The following is a 16994-nucleotide window of genomic DNA, read 5'->3' as shown; positions in this document are numbered from 1 at the left end:
TGTTTAAGCCGCTGATTTCATGTCCGCAATCGCGTGACCACAAACCCGATCAAGTTGCGCAGCCCGCGACGCCCAGGTATGAGATCGGATCACGGCCATCCGCCCCCGTTCGCCCATACTTCTCCGAAGATCCTGGTCGACTAATAAACAAAGAAGTTGACGGGCAAGATCGGTAGGATCATCGGCTTTAGCCGACAAACCACAGCGCAACTCTTCAACGGTGTCCCCATATCCAGGCCCGGCTGTCGTAACGACAGGTCGCCCGCAAGCCAGGTATTCCCACAGCTTCATCGAATCTCCAGGATAAGAACGAGTCTGTCGATGCAACACCACACAGACATCTGAAGCCGCGATCCATTTCGGGACCATGTCGAAGTCGGCACGTCCGATGAATTGAATGTGAGGCGAGAGTCGTAACCGTCGAACCTGTTCCTCAAGAACCCTTTTAGTCTGTCCATCTCCAACCAAGAGACATTGAACCGTTGGGAACGACTTCGCGACGAGGGCAATGGCTTCAACCAATGTATCCAGGCCATGCCATGGGAAGAATCCTCCGACAAACACGATGTACGGGCCCTGAGCGGTGAGGCCGAGTTCTGCTCTGATTTGCTCCTGAGGCTGTGGGAAGAAGTGATCCGGATCAACCCCGTTTTTGATGATGGAACATCGCTTCGTGTCGATAGGCTCCAACTTCCCAAGACCGGTCAACACATCCGGACACACGCTCACCAAGGCGGTCGCCTTCCTTAAGGCGAGACGAAGACCATAGGCTAGTAGGTCGAGAAGAGGCGGGCGGTGCCAGAGGCCTTGGATTTCCTCATGCGGAAGTCCGTTTACAAAATACACGACCGGACATTTGCTGGTTCTAAGTGCCCAGAGCGGAGCCATCTGTCCCGGTGAATCAAACCACAACAGCACCTCCGGGCGCCTCGCCAATAACAGCCTTTTCAACATTCTCATGGAACCCCAGAAAAACAACAACGGGCGCAACCCACCCCACCGCACCACTGGGACGAACGCAATCTGAACCTGGGTCGAAGGCGCGAGGGCGATTCTCTCTCGTTCTGACTGCGGCGCCACTAGAGTGACTTCGTGACCGCGCAATGCGAGTGCCTTGGCAAGTTCCAGCACCTGTCGGGACCCACCGGCCGCCACCCCGATGTCTTCATCACAATACGTGAGAATCCGCATGCCGGATGACTCCCAGGTCTTCGCCGACCCATTGACGAAGTTGCTCTACGAGAGCCGTCCAGGAGAACCGCGCTTCAACAAATCGACGCCCCTGCCTACCCAACAACGCGCACCGACCTGGATCGCTCAACAAGGCAAGAATCGCATCGGCCAACGGACGAGGATCGTCCGGCTGGACAAGCTGCACCCCGCTGTCAGGAGTAAATGTCGATACGACGCTGGGGATGGCGCTTGCCACGACCGGACGATGACAGGCCAAATAGTCGAAAAGTTTCACCGGCGAAGTTTCTCCTCGCTCCCCGCGGAATGGTGCGACACACACGTTCATCGCACCAATCCAAGTCGGCACCTCCCAGTAAGGGACTCGGCCAACCCACGTAACGCTGCCGTCGAATCCCATCCCCTTAGCCTGTTGCTTCAGTTCTTCAATCACTTCTCCGTCCCCTACCAGTAGCAGCTCAGTCGATGGACGGACCTGCCTGACCAACATCATCGCATCGAGCAGGCAAGCCAAACCTTGGTATCGATAGAAGCTTCCGACGAACCCAACGTACGGTCGATTCGGCAAAAGGCCCAGTTCAAGGCGGCTGGCCACCGCATCTCGTGCAGCAAACCGTTGCACATCGGTACCACTCGGAAGTACAGCGATCCGCTCAAGCGGGACCCCATACCGTTCCTGCAGCAATGTCCGCAATCCCGCTGTCAAAACAACGATGCGATCGCAGCGTTTCAACGCCAAGCAGGCCAACAGCTGCTTGAACCAACGCACAAACTCTCTCTGGTTTCCAGGCCATTGAGGAACCGGTTCGCCGTTGACTTCGCAGACGCACGGCACGCGGAGCAATTTGGCCAAGATCAGAGCATGCGGACTGTCCATCCATCGGTAGTACACGATATCCGGCCTGATGATGAGCGCTTGCATCAGGCCACGCACGAACGACAAGAACGCATATGATAGTGGACGGATCAGCGGCAGATGAATAAGGGGAATCGGAATGATGGTACAAGTTCGTTGAGCTCGTGCCGATCGATACCGCGGAGGGAAGAGCGTCACTCTGTCTCCCACGTCGGTTAAGGCATCGGCCAACGCCCAGATCCGCACCAGTCCGACAGGATCATGCGGGGCATCCCGCTCATACCAATAACAAAAGAAAAACCACGTCACAGGGCCTCCTCGGGCTTGGTCAATGGCTGGGCCTGAGTAGACAGGGTGGGCAATAGCATGACCAACCCAGCGCAAAGCCAAAACGGTTCCATAATCCGGATGATGATAAACGTATTGGCTCCGATCCCGTGCGCGAGCATGGCGACGAGCCCTAAGAGAAACCCATGGGCCAACCCTTTGGCAAAGGGATCGGCTTGAGACAAGAAGGACTCGCGGGCACAGCGCCAAAGTCGATAGATAATGAACCCGAACGCGACGAGTCCGGCGAGACCGGTCTCACCGATGATTTTGACGTATTGTGCGTCGGCCCATGCATACCCGGTAATTCCTCGCCCAAGAATAGGATCATGGACCCAGTCCTTGAGAATATAGGCCCATGATTTGAGGCGCTCCGTTGTGGAGAGGTCCAATCCCACATGACCCACTTTGATCTCTCCGCCATATTGGCGACCAAAAAAGGTTTCATTGACCCGTTGTTTCACATTGGGAGGGGCCAGCAATGGAACCAATGCAACGATGACGAGCAACAGCGTCAGCACCCGTGGACGTCTCCACTGGGTCAACCCTACCGTCATGAGGAGGACGATGCCGGCCAAGTATGAAGATCTCGACAAGGTGGCCATCAAGGCCAAGACGGCAAAACCGCTGAGTGCCAACAATGTGATGCGAATCGGGAGGAACTGAACATGCAACAAGAGTCCGGTCATGATAGCCAGAAGGAACACCAAGTAGCCGCCCAACGTATTCGGCTCTCCGCTTTCACCTTCAAACGGGGCTGAGGCACGCTGGCCGCTCGGTATTTGGGAGATCGCATACAAGCTGACAAGGAGGCCGACGGTAAGGAGAGCCACCACGAGCCCAACGACCTGCTGCTGAGACCGCACATGGTTGACGACCATAAAAAATACGAAAAAATATTCAAAGTACTTCAGCACAAAGAAAAACCCCGTCATAGGTCTGACATGTCCGTTCAGAACACCGACTAAAGTTGAGACAACGCAGATCGCCATGTATGCAGCGATCGGTCGGTTCAGTGGTGTCTCACGAAATAAAGCCAGTTCACGATAGACGATGTTCTTGACCAACCAACTGAATCCAATGACAACCAATAGAATGTCGTCCATCCGAAACGACAACTCTCGCCCACCGACACCGCGTCCTTCGATCCGCCCGATCGCGACCTCGGGAGACAACAGCATGGAAGCAATCAGGAGGTAGAGAGCAGCAGAGACGGAGGTGAAGGCCGTGAGAACGATCACAAACCCCACGACGGCTTGCATGCCGACTGTGGGGGTCGTGAGTGTGAGACCAACTGCGGTGACGGCGGCTAGTACCGCGATAACCAGACTATCTTGGGGGCTAATGGTTGCTTGTTGCATGACACGGAGGCTCCTCCGGCTGGTTATCGGGGCTCATACCGATAGAGTCCGTACTCCGGCGTCACTTCCGACTTCACATTGGTCAAGACGACACCAAGAACATTCGCCTGGGCATGGTCGAGCAGGAATTTGGCTCGCTTGAGCGCGTTTCGCCCGATTCGACCGACCTGGTATACCAAGATGGTCCCATCGACACGTGAGCTGAAGGCCACCGCGTCCGTCACGGGAAGAATTGGCGGTGTGTCGATCAGCACGATGTCGTAATCGGCTTGCATTTCTGATGTCAGGGTCTTGATTTTATTAATGTTCAAGAACTCGTTGGGGTTTCCTGATTCTGACCCGCTGGTAAGCACGTGAAGGTTGTCCAACCCAGGGGTATTCATGACTCGATCGACACCAACAGTCCCAAGCATCAGATCCGTGGCAGAACGGACGTAGGATCGCCAGGAAGTGGCCCCGAGCAATGCATCGACCAATCCCGGCTCGCGGTCCAACCCCAGCCGTTGGTGCACGATCGGTTTGCGGAGATCGGCATCCACCAGCAGCACCTTCATCCCTTCTTGAGCCATAGTGATCGCCAGATTGATGACGCAGGTGCTCTTACCCTCGCCCAGGCCGGCGCTGGTAAAAATAATCGATTTGACTCGGCGATCCATGCTGGCGAATTGAATGTTCGTCCGAAGCGAGCGAAGGCTCTCCGACAAGACGGACTTCGGGTCAAGAAGGCAGATCAGCTTCGACAAACTCTCCACCACAGTAGCGGGGGTATCCGGCGGCAGGGTTTCTTCGGCCATCTCCTTGAGCGCTTTGTAATCAAACTGGGGAATGATTCCCAAGACAGGCACTTTGAGGAACTCCTCGACTCCTTCGATGGTTCCTATGGACGTATCAAAGGATTCACGACCGAACGCCAGCACAACGCCCAGCACACATCCCATCAGCGATCCGATCATCAAGTTCAACCCGACGTTCGATGCGTTGATCGGTTTGTTCGGCGTCATGGCTGGAGCAATAATCGTCACTTCTTCAATCCGCTCTGCTCCTTTAATCAACAATTCCTGGTGTTTGGCCTTTAGGGTCGCAAGAAGGTCCGTATTCACCTTGACCTCGCGTTCCAAACGGCTCATATGAATCGAGGATCGAGGGTACCCCAGATAGCGCTGGCGGTAGTGGTCCCGCTGTTTTTGAAGCGCATCCTCTCGATCACTCAGCGTGGCCACCTTTGATTTCAGCTCCCGAATCATCTCTAACTTGACATTGTCGATCTTCTTTTGCTGTTCGGCGACTTGTGGATGATCGAACGTGTAATTGATCAGCATGGCATCTCGTTCTTGAATCAGATCCAGCAGCCGTTGATTCAGGATCGTGAGGAGCGCACTCGGTTCTTCAGTGAAAATCCGCCCGGTGCTCTGATGACCGATCACGGCGTCCGATCGTTTCAAGACCTCGATTTGTCGCTCGCCCTCGATGCGTTTTCGCAAGACGTCGTTAGACTGTTCTTCAAGCTTGGTGAAGGTATCCAACGCCGCTCGGGCTTCCTCCGAAAGAAACACCTGCCCCTCCTGTTCCTTGAAAGCCCGCAACGCTTCCTCGGAGTCATTGAGCCGTTTTTCCAGATTCTCCAGCTGTTCTTCTACGAACCGACGGGATTCGGTCACCAGTCGATTGCGCGCGGCAATATTTTCCACTCGGTAGGCCGTCGCTGCGAAATTGGCCATCCGCTCCGCCTGTTCCGGGTCATCAGACGTCGCTGAAATGCGGATGATGTTGGTATCACCTTCGCGTTGTGCCGTAATTTCTTGGCCGAGGTTGTACACGATGTTCAAATAGGTAGCCGAGTGTTTCTCCTCTTCTGAAGCATTATGAGGCACCCGTCCGAGATCCATCCCCACCCGCTCCATGACCGGAAAACTTCGTATGAATTCGAGCTGAGTGCTGAGATCGTTCACACTTGAGTACGAGAGGGACTCCAGGAGTTGCTGGGCCACCGTTGTACTACGCTCGAACTTTACCCGTGCAGCAGCTTCATACATCGGGCTCGGCTTGAGAAGTTCCGAAAAGAGGAGAGTGAACAGTACCACCATGACGGTGGAAAGTAGGATCAGGTATTTGCGCTTCTTGAGGATCAGCCAGTAGTCGATGAGGTTGAGCTCGTATTGTGCCATGCGTCTCGTCTCCAACCATCGAACTATGGCCTAAACGTCATGAACGCCGGGACCAGAAGCGCCGGATAAAGCGGCATCATGGCGACTTGAACAATCGGCATCATCTTCAGCGCCGCTTCTTTCGCATCACCCAGGTGCTCACGTGGGACATAAATCACGTCATTCTCCTCGAGCGCGATGTTTCGCGAAAGATCGCCATATGTGAACACCCGCGCGAGATCCGCCGTCAGAATATGGGGCCTGGTGAAATCTCCTCCTCGAACCACTCGAATCTCTTCCAAGAGCGCGGTCTCGTGGAAGTTGTCTGCCGCTGCGAGGGCCTGCAGTACCGTCATATTCCTCACCATGGGAACCATCCCGGGTTTCTTGACATCTCCGAATACAAAGACACGTTTGATTTTGAGCAGCTTTTTTTTCAGGGCGATCTGAGCACGGGGCTCTCGCATGAAAGGCCTGGCGGCCTCCTGCACCCGCCGTTCGGCCTCAGCCACCGTGACGCCTCCGACGTCGACCTCCATAAACCCCACGGACACGGATCCGTTCTCGCGTACCAAGCTGCTGTACTTTTCTTCTCCCGCTCCTCTACGAATGGCGACCTCCAGCGTGTCTCCCGCCTCGATCGGTATCTCTGAAGTCGGGACAGTCTCGTCCGCATACACATCGCCTTTCGACAGGGGTGGAAGTGCATGAGGAGCGGAAGGCACTGCGGATGGGGGCAAGGTGGATTGTCCGGGGTTTCGACAACCGGTCAGCAGCAACGACCCGATTTCGGCCAGCAATAGCCCGACCGCCACAGGCTTCCTCCAAAGTCTCGGCATACCGGTTCTCCCTACTGGGCGCTCCTTCCGTGCAGGGCCTCCACAATGTGCGCCGACGGACATCGGGACAAATCGACATCACTCGCCTCACCGAGCGTTGAGATCGTCACCACGGGCCGGAGCGGATAGTGCGAATTGACCTTCGTCACCGTTCCGTTTTCGCCCGTATTGAGGCGTACATCGGTTCCGATCGGATAGAGCGTGATCTGATCTCCCAAGGCTTTCAGCACAGGGAGGGAAAAGGTCGTCTTGGCGTGGAGAAGCAACTCACGAACACCCCGGTGTGGCGTCAGGCGCTCGCGATAGGGTCGTAAGGTGACCATTGCGTCGAGTGTATCGACCACTCCAATGACCAGTGCAGACTCGGTAATCTGCCCGTCCTTAAGTCGACATGGGTATCCGCTGCCATCACACCGCTCATGTTCTTGTGCAATGATCGCCGAGACGCCTTCAAACACACTACCCTGACATGCGAGAATCCGACGGCCTCGTTCAGGATGAGTACGAAGGATATCTCGTTCTTCATCAGATAGGGCTTCGCTTTTCTCGACGAGCGATACCGGAAGGGTCCACATACCGATGTCGTGCAACAGGCCTGCCAACACCAGCTGCTCCAAGTTCTGCTGAGAATACTGTAACCCCATGCCGACTTTGGCTGCCAAGACTGCGACATGGAGGGCATTGTCTAGGACGTAGTCCTCGGTTTGGCCGTTCAGGGCCCATCTGACGAGTTCGTCGCTGCGATTGAGGAGCTGCACCAACTGTCCCGCGAGATCGGGACATCCTGTGAGCGGTGGGGTCTTACTTGAACGAACCACCTCTCTGATCTTCCAGAGCTCCTGTCTTGTTGAGAGGCACCAGGAACGATCACTGTTCAGAGTTGAGGATCCCAGCTTCGGGGACAATGCCCCTCCATTCTGCGAATCAGGCGTCCGCTCTCTGATCAAGTCAGCAAGCCGTGCCACCCTTGTGCCTACTCCTGTGACTCTGGATGCTTCATGACCTCACTTATTCACAACCTTTCTCGCGACAGAGTCCGGCCGTGGTTTGAGCTGATTCAGTTCCCGCTCCAAGGTGGCGCGGATGAAACCACTCGTCGTATATCCCTGTTGTTTGAGGGCGTCCAGTTGCTCCTTCAATTCGACAGGAAGCTGAACAACAATGCGAACAAGCTTGGACATGGTCGCGACTCCCTTTTGGGAAAAGTACTGGGCCGGCATGGAACTTCTGCACATGCTGTGCCTTGCTAGCATCCCGTTAACAGTATGAAAAAGCTGACACTTCTGCTGCACTCTGCCAGCATTTCTGCCCGAGAGAGCCAAAAACTGTCATTTGTTGCCGGTGTTGTACAGAAATGGTGCCGCTTCCAGAGGATGGGGCTGGCTAAAGCAGCAGAGGAAGAATGTTCGTCGTTACGAGAATTGGAGTGAGAGCCGACGCCAATTCTCATACTCGCAACGCCAAGGACAACGGGGAAAGTCAACCGGCTGCACAAGTAGATCTCGCATGCGGCTCACCGTGAACTCCGATGTTGAAAGCCGTCCTGTGATCCAGATCGCTCCATCACGGTCCGTGCGAAAGACCGGAATATGCTGATCTCGATACGCTTGTAATACCGATTCAACCGGATGGCCATAGGGATTGGCCGCGCCGACCGAGACGACTGCGTACTGTGGGTGGAGCCGACTAAGCCAGCCCGGATCCAGCGAGCTGCGCGCTCCGTGATGAGGCACTTTCAGGAGAGTCACCGGTTGATACCCTTGCTCGTTCAACCGCCTCAATCCGGCAGTTTCAATATCGGCTGCAAAAAGGATGGAATGGGTTCCACACTGCAGTCGCGAGACGATGGACAGATTGTTCAATAGCGTTCCGGTCGGGGGCTGAGTCGGTTCACGCACCACTGATGTTTCCGGTGGACTGAGAATGTTGAGTCGGCACTGACCGGACTGCAACAGGTCTTGACCATTCACGGCGGTGCGTTGATCGATATTCCGATCGCGAAGGGTAGCCTTCAGATCTTCAACGAATTTCTCAGAGCGATCTATCCCCCCACTCCAGTACCGTCCGACCGACATATGCCGGAGTACCCAAATCAACCCGCCGACGTGATCCAATTGCGGGTGTGTCCCGATGACATGGGAAATATGGTGGACACCTCGACTCCACAGAAACGGTGCGATCACATCTTTTCCCATGTCCAATCGTTCATATCGAGCTCCTCCGTCGATCAAAACGGTCTGACCATCCGGCAACTCGACCACGGAGCTATCTCCTTGTCCGACATCGAGGAATGTGACACGCCAATGATCGCCGTCTGCTTGCGATACGGGAGGGCTCAGCCACCAGCCGAGCAACCCTATCGCCAAACCGGCACCGGCAACTCGGACGCGCCACGGTATCGCCTGAAAAGTTGCCATAAGTAACCCAGAATAAAAGAGGACGATCGTAGGTATGGATGGTGCTGCCACATGCCACTCCCCTCCTGGGAAGCGGGCACACCACTGCAATCCAAGGACCATCAACCCGAACAATCGCTCTATCGTTGCCCCTAGGATCAACGAACCATTCTCAGTCACGATCGTCCATAGGGCAGCGAGCAGTCCTAAAGGCACCAAGATGATACCGGTAAACGGGACGGCTATCACGTTGGTGACGGTTCCCATCCATGGAACCTGATTGAAATAGAACGCAACCATGGGAAAAGTAGCCACAGTCACAGCCCCGCTCATCGACAGTGCTTTAATCGCATGGCTCATGAAGCGGTCTCGCAGCCGACTATCGGCCCACGCAGCGTCGTCGCTCCAAGATTTCGTGAGTGCGATCATTCTGACCATCACGAGCACAGACAGAAAGGAGAGTTGAAATGAAATGTCAAAGATGGCACGAGGATCGTGCAAGAGGATCGCCAGGAGAGCCACAGCCATCGCATGCCCCAGATGGCGCTCATACCCCAACCACATTGCGATCATCGCCAGAGTGATCATCACGAGCGATCGCACGGTCGCTACCTCGGCCCCCGCAAGCAAGGCATACAATGCGACGGCGGGCCATGCGAGCACAATCCCAATTTCCGACGCCGTGACTCTTCGTGACAGCGTCAACAAGAGAGTGGGCGGAAGCCAAAGCACAAGTCTTTTCACCGACCAAAAGACCACGAGGGCCACGAGACCGAGATGTGAACCGGAGATGGAGAGCAGATGCACGGTTCCGGTCACCATGAACCAGTCTTGGAGCGCTGGTTCGAGATAGCCTCGTTCGCCGATGATCATGCCGAGGAATAGCCCTCGTGTGGGTTGATTCAATGTCTTGATGGCTGCCGCACGTATCGTATCCCTCCAATGATCGATCCGGTTCCACAAGCTCCATAACCCAACTGGACGCTCTGCATCCAACAATGTCACCGCTTGGGCACCGGATACGGTGGCCAGAAAGTCGATGCCCTGACGCTCCAGGTAGGCAGCATAGTCGAATCCACCCGGATTCAACGACCCTCGTGGACCATGAAGTTTTCCCCGAAACGAAATTCGGTCACCGTGATGAAGCGTGATACCAGGGTCGCGCCACACAAGGCGTATGCGTCTCAATTCCGAATCCGTGTCGTCTGTTTGAACCAGGATCGTCTGCCGTCCCCCACTGTGCTGAATGGGAGCCACAATCCGACCGACGATCGAGGCTTGAACAGTCTCATGAGGACGCGGTGACAGCCGGGAGAACTCCGACGTTGGGGTGGCGAAACTCCAGTACAGTACTCCGCAGAGCAGGCCGGCATACAGCAGTAGTGCGGAGCGTGAGTCGATATAGCAGGTTCGCTCGAGAATGCTGAATCCGACGGCAATCCCGGCCAACAAGACTATGATGGAGAACGGAAAACATGAAATCTGCGCGCCACACAGAAGACCGAGGACAAACGCTGCTAGGAGGGATGGGAGCATGAGCTTCCCTCATGTGCCGGAAGCTGAGGGAAGACTCAGCCGATATGTTTTCGTACAACCCTGGCCAGATCCTCAGCCAATTCCCTCACCAGGGCGGCCTGCTCTCCTTCCACCATGATCCGCAGCAGCGGCTCTGTCCCGGAATATCTGATGAGGACCCGCCCACACCCGTTCAGGCGCCGTTCGCTCTCCTGCATGGCGCAATCAATGTCGGGAATGGAATCCAATCTCGGTTTCTTCGTAACATGCACATTCACCAACACTTGCGGCACGGCGGTCATCGCCATGGCCAACTCGGATAGCGGCTGCCTGGTTCGCTTCAGCAATGACAACATCTGCAGCGCCGAGATGAGGCCGTCCCCGGTCGTGTTATGATCAAGGAATATGAAGTGTCCCGATTGCTCTCCTCCGAAGGTATAGCCTTCAGCCAACATTCGCTCGAGCAGATACCGATCACCGACCGGTGTCCGAACCAGCTTGACGCCCGCTTTCGACATCGCCAGTTCCAGCCCAAAGTTGCTCATCACGGTTCCCACCAAGGTCTGCTTGGCTAGGAGCCCCTCTCGATGAAGATCCAGGCCCAAGGCCGCCATCACATGATCGCCATCGATGACCGTTCCTTGTTCGCAAACAAAGACGGCCCGATCGGCATCGCCGTCCAAGGCGATACCAAGGTCCGCATTGTAACGGCGCACCGACTCTTGCAGGAGTTGCGGATGGACGGCACCGCAACCGGCATTGATATTCATCCCATCAGGGTTATTGCCGATCACTTCAACCGTGGCGCCCAATTCCCTGAGAACCATCGGAGCCACCTTATATGCAGCGCCGTTCGCGCAATCGACGACGAGCTTGATTCCCTGAAAATCCAAATCCTTCGGCAACGACCGTTTTACAAATTCGATATAGCGTCCCTCTGCATCGTCGATGCGGTAGGCTTTGCCGATGAGGTCTGCCGTTGGTCGAAGATGACTGATTTCTTCCGAGACGATCAATTCTTCGATACGAGCTTCCACTTCGTCCGGAAGCTTGAATCCATCGCTTGAAAAAAATTTGATCCCATTGTCTTGGTAAGGATTGTGCGATGCCGAAATGACCACCCCTGCATCCGCCCGTAGGCTCCTGGTCAAAAACGCGATCGCCGGCGTCGGCATCGGCCCGACTAACAGCACATCAACCCCCATCGAGCAGATTCCTGCCATCAAAGCAGACTCCAGCATATACCCGGAAATACGAGTATCTTTACCGATGACGATCTGATGGCGACCCGCTCGTCGCATAAAGATATGGGCGGCGGCGCGTCCGAGCTGCATCGCCATTTCACTTGTCATGGGATCAAGATTGGCAACCCCTCGGACGCCGTCGGTTCCAAATAATTTACGCATCGTGCTCCTTTCCACAAGATGACCAGCACGGATTCAACGCCGCAGCCAGCCTGACCACGTCGATCATCATCGCAACATCATGGACGCGCACAATATGAGCGCCGCGATCGACCGCCAATGCCACCGCCGCTGCGGTCCCCCATTCTCGATGTTCAACAGGCCGTCCAACCACTTTCCCGATAAACGCCTTGCGTGACAAACCGACCAGTACTGGGCGGTTCAATGCCGCTAACGCGGACAATCCATCAAGAAGGTCAAGATTATGGACTAACAACTTGCCAAAACCAAAGCCCGGATCAAGAATGATGTTCGTTCGAGCAATTCCTGCACGGATGGCATTCTGGAGGCGCTCATCAAGAAACTGTACGACTTCGCCGACGACATCGACATAGTGCGGTGATTGTTGCATCGTTGGCGGAGATCCTTGCATATGCATCAGGACGACTCCCGCATCCGAACAGGCAATAACCGACGCCATGGCAGGGTCCTGCCGCAAGGCGCTCACATCATTGATGATCGCTGCTCCGCAATCCAGGGCGACTTCTGCCACTCGCGACTTGGTGGTATCGATCGAAATCGGGACCGACACACGATGTACCAGTCCTGTCACCACCGGGATCACGTGAGCCAATTCCTCCCGTTCACTTAAGGAACGTGCTCCAGGCCTTGTCGATTCTCCCCCGACATCGATGATGTCCGCCCCCTGCTCAACAAGTTCCAGTGCGTGGGCGATGGCTCTTTCAGGCTCGACATATCGTCCTCCATCATAGAAGGAATCAGTCGTGACGTTCACAACGCCCATGATGAGTGGGCGCCCTTTGCAATGAATCTTGCGTCCTTTGGCGGAGAACCAATGTTGTGCCGTTCCTGCCTGTGGTGACACTCGACCCAACTAGTCTGCCGACGGAAGGAAGATCCAACCTGTTGATCCGGTCATCATGGAAGAATCAGACGCAATGCGACCCATGAGTACGGCACCATGGGACCAACGATTCCTACACCAACGAACCGTTGGCACAATAGATTTAGGCTGGAACAGTTTGAGAGGAGGATTGCAACAGAATCTGATCAATCTCCGGTGCGTCGAGCACTTCCTTTTCAAGGAGCGCCTCCGCCAAGGCCTTCAGACTCGTCATTTGCTCGGTCAGCACACGTTTAGCACGTTCATAGTTTTCTGTCACGAATCGCTTGATTTCCAAGTCGATCTCAAGCGCAACCTGATCACTGACGTCTCGCTTCGTGGCAAAGTCTCTTCCGAGGAACACTGAATCTTCCTTCTGTCCGAAGGTCAGGGGTCCCAACTTCTCGCTCATACCCCATTCGCATACCATCTTACGGGCAAGGTCCGTCGCACGTTCAAGATCGTTCCCGGCTCCGGTCGTGACATGTTTGAATACAAGCTCTTCGGCAACACGCCCACCCATAAGAATCGCCAAGGTATTGTAGAGAAACTCTTTCGAATAGTTGTGCCGATCATCTGTCGGCAGCTGCATCGTGACACCTAGCGCACGACCTCTGGGAATGATCGTCACTTTGTGAACGGGATCGGTTCCCGGCAGAAGCTTCGCCATCAACGCGTGGCCGGCTTCATGATAAGCCGTAACTCGTTTTTCTTCCTCGGTGAGAATCATGCTCTTGCGCTCGGCACCCATCATGACCTTATCCTTGGCCATTTCAAAGTCGATGTTTTCAACTTCCTTCTTGTTCTGACGGGCCGCCCACAGCGCCGCTTCATTCACAAGGTTTTCTAAGTCTGCGCCGGAAAACCCAGGTGTCCCTCTGGCAATCTTCTCCAGCTCCACGTTCGCAGCGACAGGAACTTTTTTCGTATGGACTTTCAAGATTTCCGAACGGCCCTTGAGGTCTGGGCGATTCACGACCACCTGCCGATCAAAGCGTCCAGGCCTCAGCAAAGCCGGGTCGAGTACATCGGGGCGATTGGTCGCTGCAACCAAAATAACTCCTTCGGTTGTGTCGAAACCGTCCATTTCTACTAACAACTGATTGAGGGTTTGCTCCCGTTCGTCATGACCACCACCGAGGCCTGCGCCCCGTAAGCGGCCGACCGCGTCAATTTCATCGATGAAAATAATGCATGGGGCATGTTTCTTCCCTTGCTCAAACAAATCCCGCACCCGTGAAGCTCCGACGCCGACAAACATTTCTACAAAGTCAGAACCGCTGATGCTGAAGAACGGCACCCCTGCTTCGCCTGCAATCGCCTTGGCCAGCAACGTCTTTCCTGTTCCTGGAGGACCGACAACGAGCACGCCCTTGGGGATGCGTCCACCGAGCTTTTGAAACTTCCGAGGGTCTTTCAGGAATTCAATGATTTCAAGGACTTCCTCTTTCGCTTCATCGACACCGGCCACGTCTGAAAACGTGACCTTTTTTCGCTCTTCCGTCAGCATACGTGCTCGACTCTTTCCAAATGACAGAGCCTTGTTTCCGCCAATTTGCATCTGACGCATCAGGAAAAACCAGAGGCCAAGGAAGAGGATAAATGGTCCCCACGTAACGAGGAAGGTGATATACCACGGGCTCTCATCCGGTGGTTTGACCTCGATCTGAACGTCCTTTTCACGAAGGACTTTGACAAGGTCAGGGTAGTCCGCTGAATAGGTACGAATACGAGTCTTGTCTTTTAGGACCCCGCTGATGTGATTACCCTTAATGATGACCTTTTCAAAATCACCCTTGTCGAGCTTGGCCATGAAATCGCTGAATATCACTTCTTCTTCAGGTGCGTGAGTCGGGACACTGAACAGATTGAACAGGAGAATCATGAACAAGCCGACCACCACCCAGAAAAGCAAGTTCTTGACCCGGGAATTCATCCAGTTCTCCTTGGCGACAACGTTGAACGCAACGTATGTAGAATTCGTGGTGATGTTAACATAGCCTTGCGTAAATTGACAACAGCTCGCTGGAAAACTCTTATTCCTCTTCCTGACTCGGATGATCGAGGACAGCGAGATACGGAAGGTTCCGGTACTTTTGTTGGTAATCGAGTCCGTAGCCGACTACGTACCTGTTCGGAATTCTGAACCCGATATACTGCAACTGCACATTGACGACGCGACGCTCAGGCTTACTCAGCAAGGTACAAACTTTGATGCTTCTCGGTTTCTGCTTCGCCAACGTCCTTGTGAGGTATTGAACGGTCAAGCCAGAATCGACGATGTCCTCAACCAGCAACACGTCTCTATCCTTGATCTTTTCGGTCAGGTCGGTCATCAGCTTGACCTTCCCGGTCGTCCTCACCTGCGTTCCATAGCTCGTCACGAGGATGAAATCTACCCGTACCGGAATTCGGATCGCTCGTGCCAGGTCGGCAAAAAATGCATAGGCTCCCTTGAGTACCCCGATGAGCACGAGATCTTTCCCGGCATAGTCGGCGCTGATCTGTCTTCCCAGATCGCGGATGCGGCTCCGCATTTGCTCCTGGGTAACGATCGGGCGTCCGAATATCCGTTCCATTTCACTCAGTCCCTTCCCTCAAAGATAAACTATCAGAAGTGAACAGCAAACAGCGTTCCGTCGCGGCAGTGGGTATCCAGCGACCATCCTGCCGATAACCAACGACCCACAGGATTCCCTCGGGCGCCACGACCAGGGGAATCAGCGATCGGGCCGCAATCGGGATCTTCAGATCTGTAAAAACATCCTGCAGCTTCTTCGAATGCCCTCCCATACCGGAGGGATGAAATCGGTCTCCCGGCAACCAGTTCCGTACCATCAGTGGCTGAGACACTCGATCCGCATCGACCAGAATACGATCCTTTCCGAGAGGACCAACGCCAAGTTGGTTTCGTGACTGCTGTTGTACCTGAAGTCGTTGTCTCGTTCCAGGCCATATGACCTCTCCTGGCACAGAAAAAAGTGCCTGACATCTCCGGTACGGTGGTCCAGCATGCGAGCTCTCCCGCGCTGGAAACGGAACAAACCGTAGATGGCGATCACCGACAACAACCAGCCCTCCCTTCACGTCGAGACTCGAACCAGATTCCCTCTTGGAGGCCAAGCGAATGATGCGATCAACCGTTCGGATACTGGGTGAGTGAAATCGATCGTCATGCTGGCGAAAAAGGTTTCGGATGCAACGCCGTTGAAGTGCGTGCGGAAGATCGAGAAGAAACATGCGATCGATCGACCAGTCTCCCGTCGATCCCCGTTCCACTGCGGAAGCGGAAGAGGAGAGGATGGCGACCTGCTGATCCAGATAGTGATCGTCTTCTCGGCAGATATCCGCGAGCCTGCAGAGCGCATCAACGCTTGACGGGACCAGTCGATTCAGAATTGGGATGACCTCGCTCCTCACTCGATTTCGCAAGTAACGTGGTTGGAAATTGCTGGAGTCCTCGCGAAACGACAATCCTGCCGTGCGAAGGTACGTCAGGATTTCTTGCCGCTTGGTGTCATAGAGAGGCCGAATAACCTTGTTATTGCGGAATGCCGGCATGCCGGAAAGACCCGTCAGTCCTGCACCACGGAGCATCCACAGCAAGACCGTTTCTGCCTGATCGTCCGCCGTATGGCCTACGGCGATACGATCGGCCCCGCACCTCTCGGCAACCTCCTGCATCACCCGATAGCGGAGGTCACGGGCTTCAGCCTGCAGCGAGGCCTTGCGCGTACCGACCTGAAATCCAACCCGCCGAACATGGAGAGGCACCCCGAGCTCTCGGCAATAGGCCTCCACAAATTGCTGGTCCCCTTCAGACTCATCTCCTCGCAGTCCATAGTTGCAATGAACGGCTGACAGCGTCAGCTTCCAGCTCGACCGGAGACGATGCAGAATCGATAGCAGTGCGACGGAATCTGCCCCGCCTGAGACGGCAACCACTATGTGCTGTCCGCAGAGCAAGAGGCTTCTGGACCGAACGGTTCGAACGACCCGATGCAACAGCGGAGGCCAGGCCATCTTGTTGAGGGAGCTGTTTAAGGCCCGTTCCAAAG

General features: G+C 55.0%; 13 protein-coding genes. All 13 read right to left on the bottom strand.

The features are described from left to right. Positions 1 to 3: 3 nt before the first annotated feature. Complete coding sequence (locus P0119_14725; protein MDF0667312.1) at positions 4 to 1191, bottom strand: glycosyltransferase family 4 protein; 1188 nt, start codon at positions 1189 to 1191, stop codon at positions 4 to 6. Next, positions 1169 to 2356, bottom strand: coding sequence for a glycosyltransferase family 4 protein (locus tag P0119_14720; GenBank protein ID MDF0667311.1), 1188 nt, complete (start codon positions 2354 to 2356; stop codon positions 1169 to 1171). The genes P0119_14725 and P0119_14720 overlap by 23 nt, the downstream gene beginning before the upstream one ends. Beyond that, positions 2353 to 3735 (bottom strand): O-antigen ligase family protein, encoded by a 1383-nt coding sequence (locus tag P0119_14715; GenBank protein ID MDF0667310.1) that lies wholly within the window; start codon positions 3733 to 3735, stop codon positions 2353 to 2355. Before P0119_14715 ends, P0119_14720 begins: the two co-directional genes overlap by 4 nt. Positions 3736 to 3758: 23 nt before the next feature. Beyond that, positions 3759 to 5900, bottom strand: coding sequence for a polysaccharide biosynthesis tyrosine autokinase (locus P0119_14710; GenBank protein ID MDF0667309.1), 2142 nt, complete (start codon positions 5898 to 5900; stop codon positions 3759 to 3761). Positions 5901 to 5923: 23 nt separating this feature from the next. Then, positions 5924 to 6718, bottom strand: coding sequence for an SLBB domain-containing protein (locus P0119_14705; protein ID MDF0667308.1), 795 nt, complete (start codon positions 6716 to 6718; stop codon positions 5924 to 5926). An 11-nt stretch (positions 6719 to 6729) separates the two neighbouring features. Further along, positions 6730 to 7683 (bottom strand): HD domain-containing protein, encoded by a 954-nt coding sequence (locus tag P0119_14700; GenBank protein MDF0667307.1) that lies wholly within the window; start codon positions 7681 to 7683, stop codon positions 6730 to 6732. 39 nt (positions 7684 to 7722) lie between these two features. Next, positions 7723 to 7899 (bottom strand): YlcI/YnfO family protein, encoded by a 177-nt coding sequence (locus tag P0119_14695; GenBank protein MDF0667306.1) that lies wholly within the window; start codon positions 7897 to 7899, stop codon positions 7723 to 7725. 231 nt (positions 7900 to 8130) lie between these two features. Continuing rightward, positions 8131 to 10650, bottom strand: a complete 2520-nt coding sequence (locus P0119_14690) for a DNA internalization-related competence protein ComEC/Rec2 (GenBank protein ID MDF0667305.1) — start codon at positions 10648 to 10650, stop codon at positions 8131 to 8133. A 35-nt stretch (positions 10651 to 10685) separates the two neighbouring features. Next, entirely contained in the window at positions 10686 to 12035 is a 1350-nt protein-coding gene (glmM, locus tag P0119_14685; protein ID MDF0667304.1) for a phosphoglucosamine mutase, read from the bottom strand. Continuing rightward, positions 12028 to 12918: a dihydropteroate synthase gene (gene folP, locus P0119_14680; protein MDF0667303.1), complete on the bottom strand. Its 891-nt coding sequence runs from the start codon at positions 12916 to 12918 to the stop codon at positions 12028 to 12030. The genes glmM and folP overlap by 8 nt, the downstream gene beginning before the upstream one ends. A gap of 142 nt (positions 12919 to 13060) precedes the next feature. Next, the gene (gene ftsH / locus P0119_14675) at positions 13061 to 14872 is read right to left on the bottom strand and encodes an ATP-dependent zinc metalloprotease FtsH (GenBank protein ID MDF0667302.1); all 1812 of its coding nucleotides are present in this window, start codon (positions 14870 to 14872) and stop codon (positions 13061 to 13063) included. A gap of 100 nt (positions 14873 to 14972) precedes the next feature. Beyond that, positions 14973 to 15515, bottom strand: coding sequence for a hypoxanthine phosphoribosyltransferase (gene hpt / locus P0119_14670; protein MDF0667301.1), 543 nt, complete (start codon positions 15513 to 15515; stop codon positions 14973 to 14975). A gap of 1 nt (position 15516) precedes the next feature. Beyond that, a complete protein-coding gene (tilS, locus tag P0119_14665) occupies positions 15517 to 16992 on the bottom strand; it encodes a tRNA lysidine(34) synthetase TilS (GenBank protein MDF0667300.1) in 1476 nt (491 codons plus the stop codon). Positions 16993 to 16994: the final 2 nt, after the last annotated feature.

The organism is Nitrospira sp., assembly GCA_029194665.1.
Taxonomy (GTDB): Bacteria; Nitrospirota; Nitrospiria; order Nitrospirales; family Nitrospiraceae; genus Nitrospira_D.
This window is presented reverse-complemented; position numbering and strand designations above follow the sequence as displayed.

Bases quoted from the DNA above. Each gene is read 5' to 3' on its own strand.
- hpt (MDF0667301.1), bottom strand. From the start codon at position 15,515: ATGGAACGGATATTCGGACGCCCGATCGTTACCCAGGAGCAAATGCGG.
- P0119_14715 (MDF0667310.1), bottom strand. From the start codon at position 3,735: ATGCAACAAGCAACCATTAGCCCCCAAGATAGTCTGGTTATCGCGGTA.
- P0119_14725 (MDF0667312.1), bottom strand. From the start codon at position 1,191: ATGCGGATTCTCACGTATTGTGATGAAGACATCGGGGTGGCGGCCGGT.
- ftsH (MDF0667302.1), bottom strand. From the start codon at position 14,872: ATGAATTCCCGGGTCAAGAACTTGCTTTTCTGGGTGGTGGTCGGCTTG.
- glmM (MDF0667304.1), bottom strand. From the start codon at position 12,035: ATGCGTAAATTATTTGGAACCGACGGCGTCCGAGGGGTTGCCAATCTT.
- P0119_14710 (MDF0667309.1), bottom strand. From the start codon at position 5,900: ATGGCACAATACGAGCTCAACCTCATCGACTACTGGCTGATCCTCAAG.
- P0119_14690 (MDF0667305.1), bottom strand. From the start codon at position 10,650: ATGCTCCCATCCCTCCTAGCAGCGTTTGTCCTCGGTCTTCTGTGTGGC.
- P0119_14705 (MDF0667308.1), bottom strand. From the start codon at position 6,718: ATGCCGAGACTTTGGAGGAAGCCTGTGGCGGTCGGGCTATTGCTGGCC.
- P0119_14695 (MDF0667306.1), bottom strand. From the start codon at position 7,899: ATGTCCAAGCTTGTTCGCATTGTTGTTCAGCTTCCTGTCGAATTGAAG.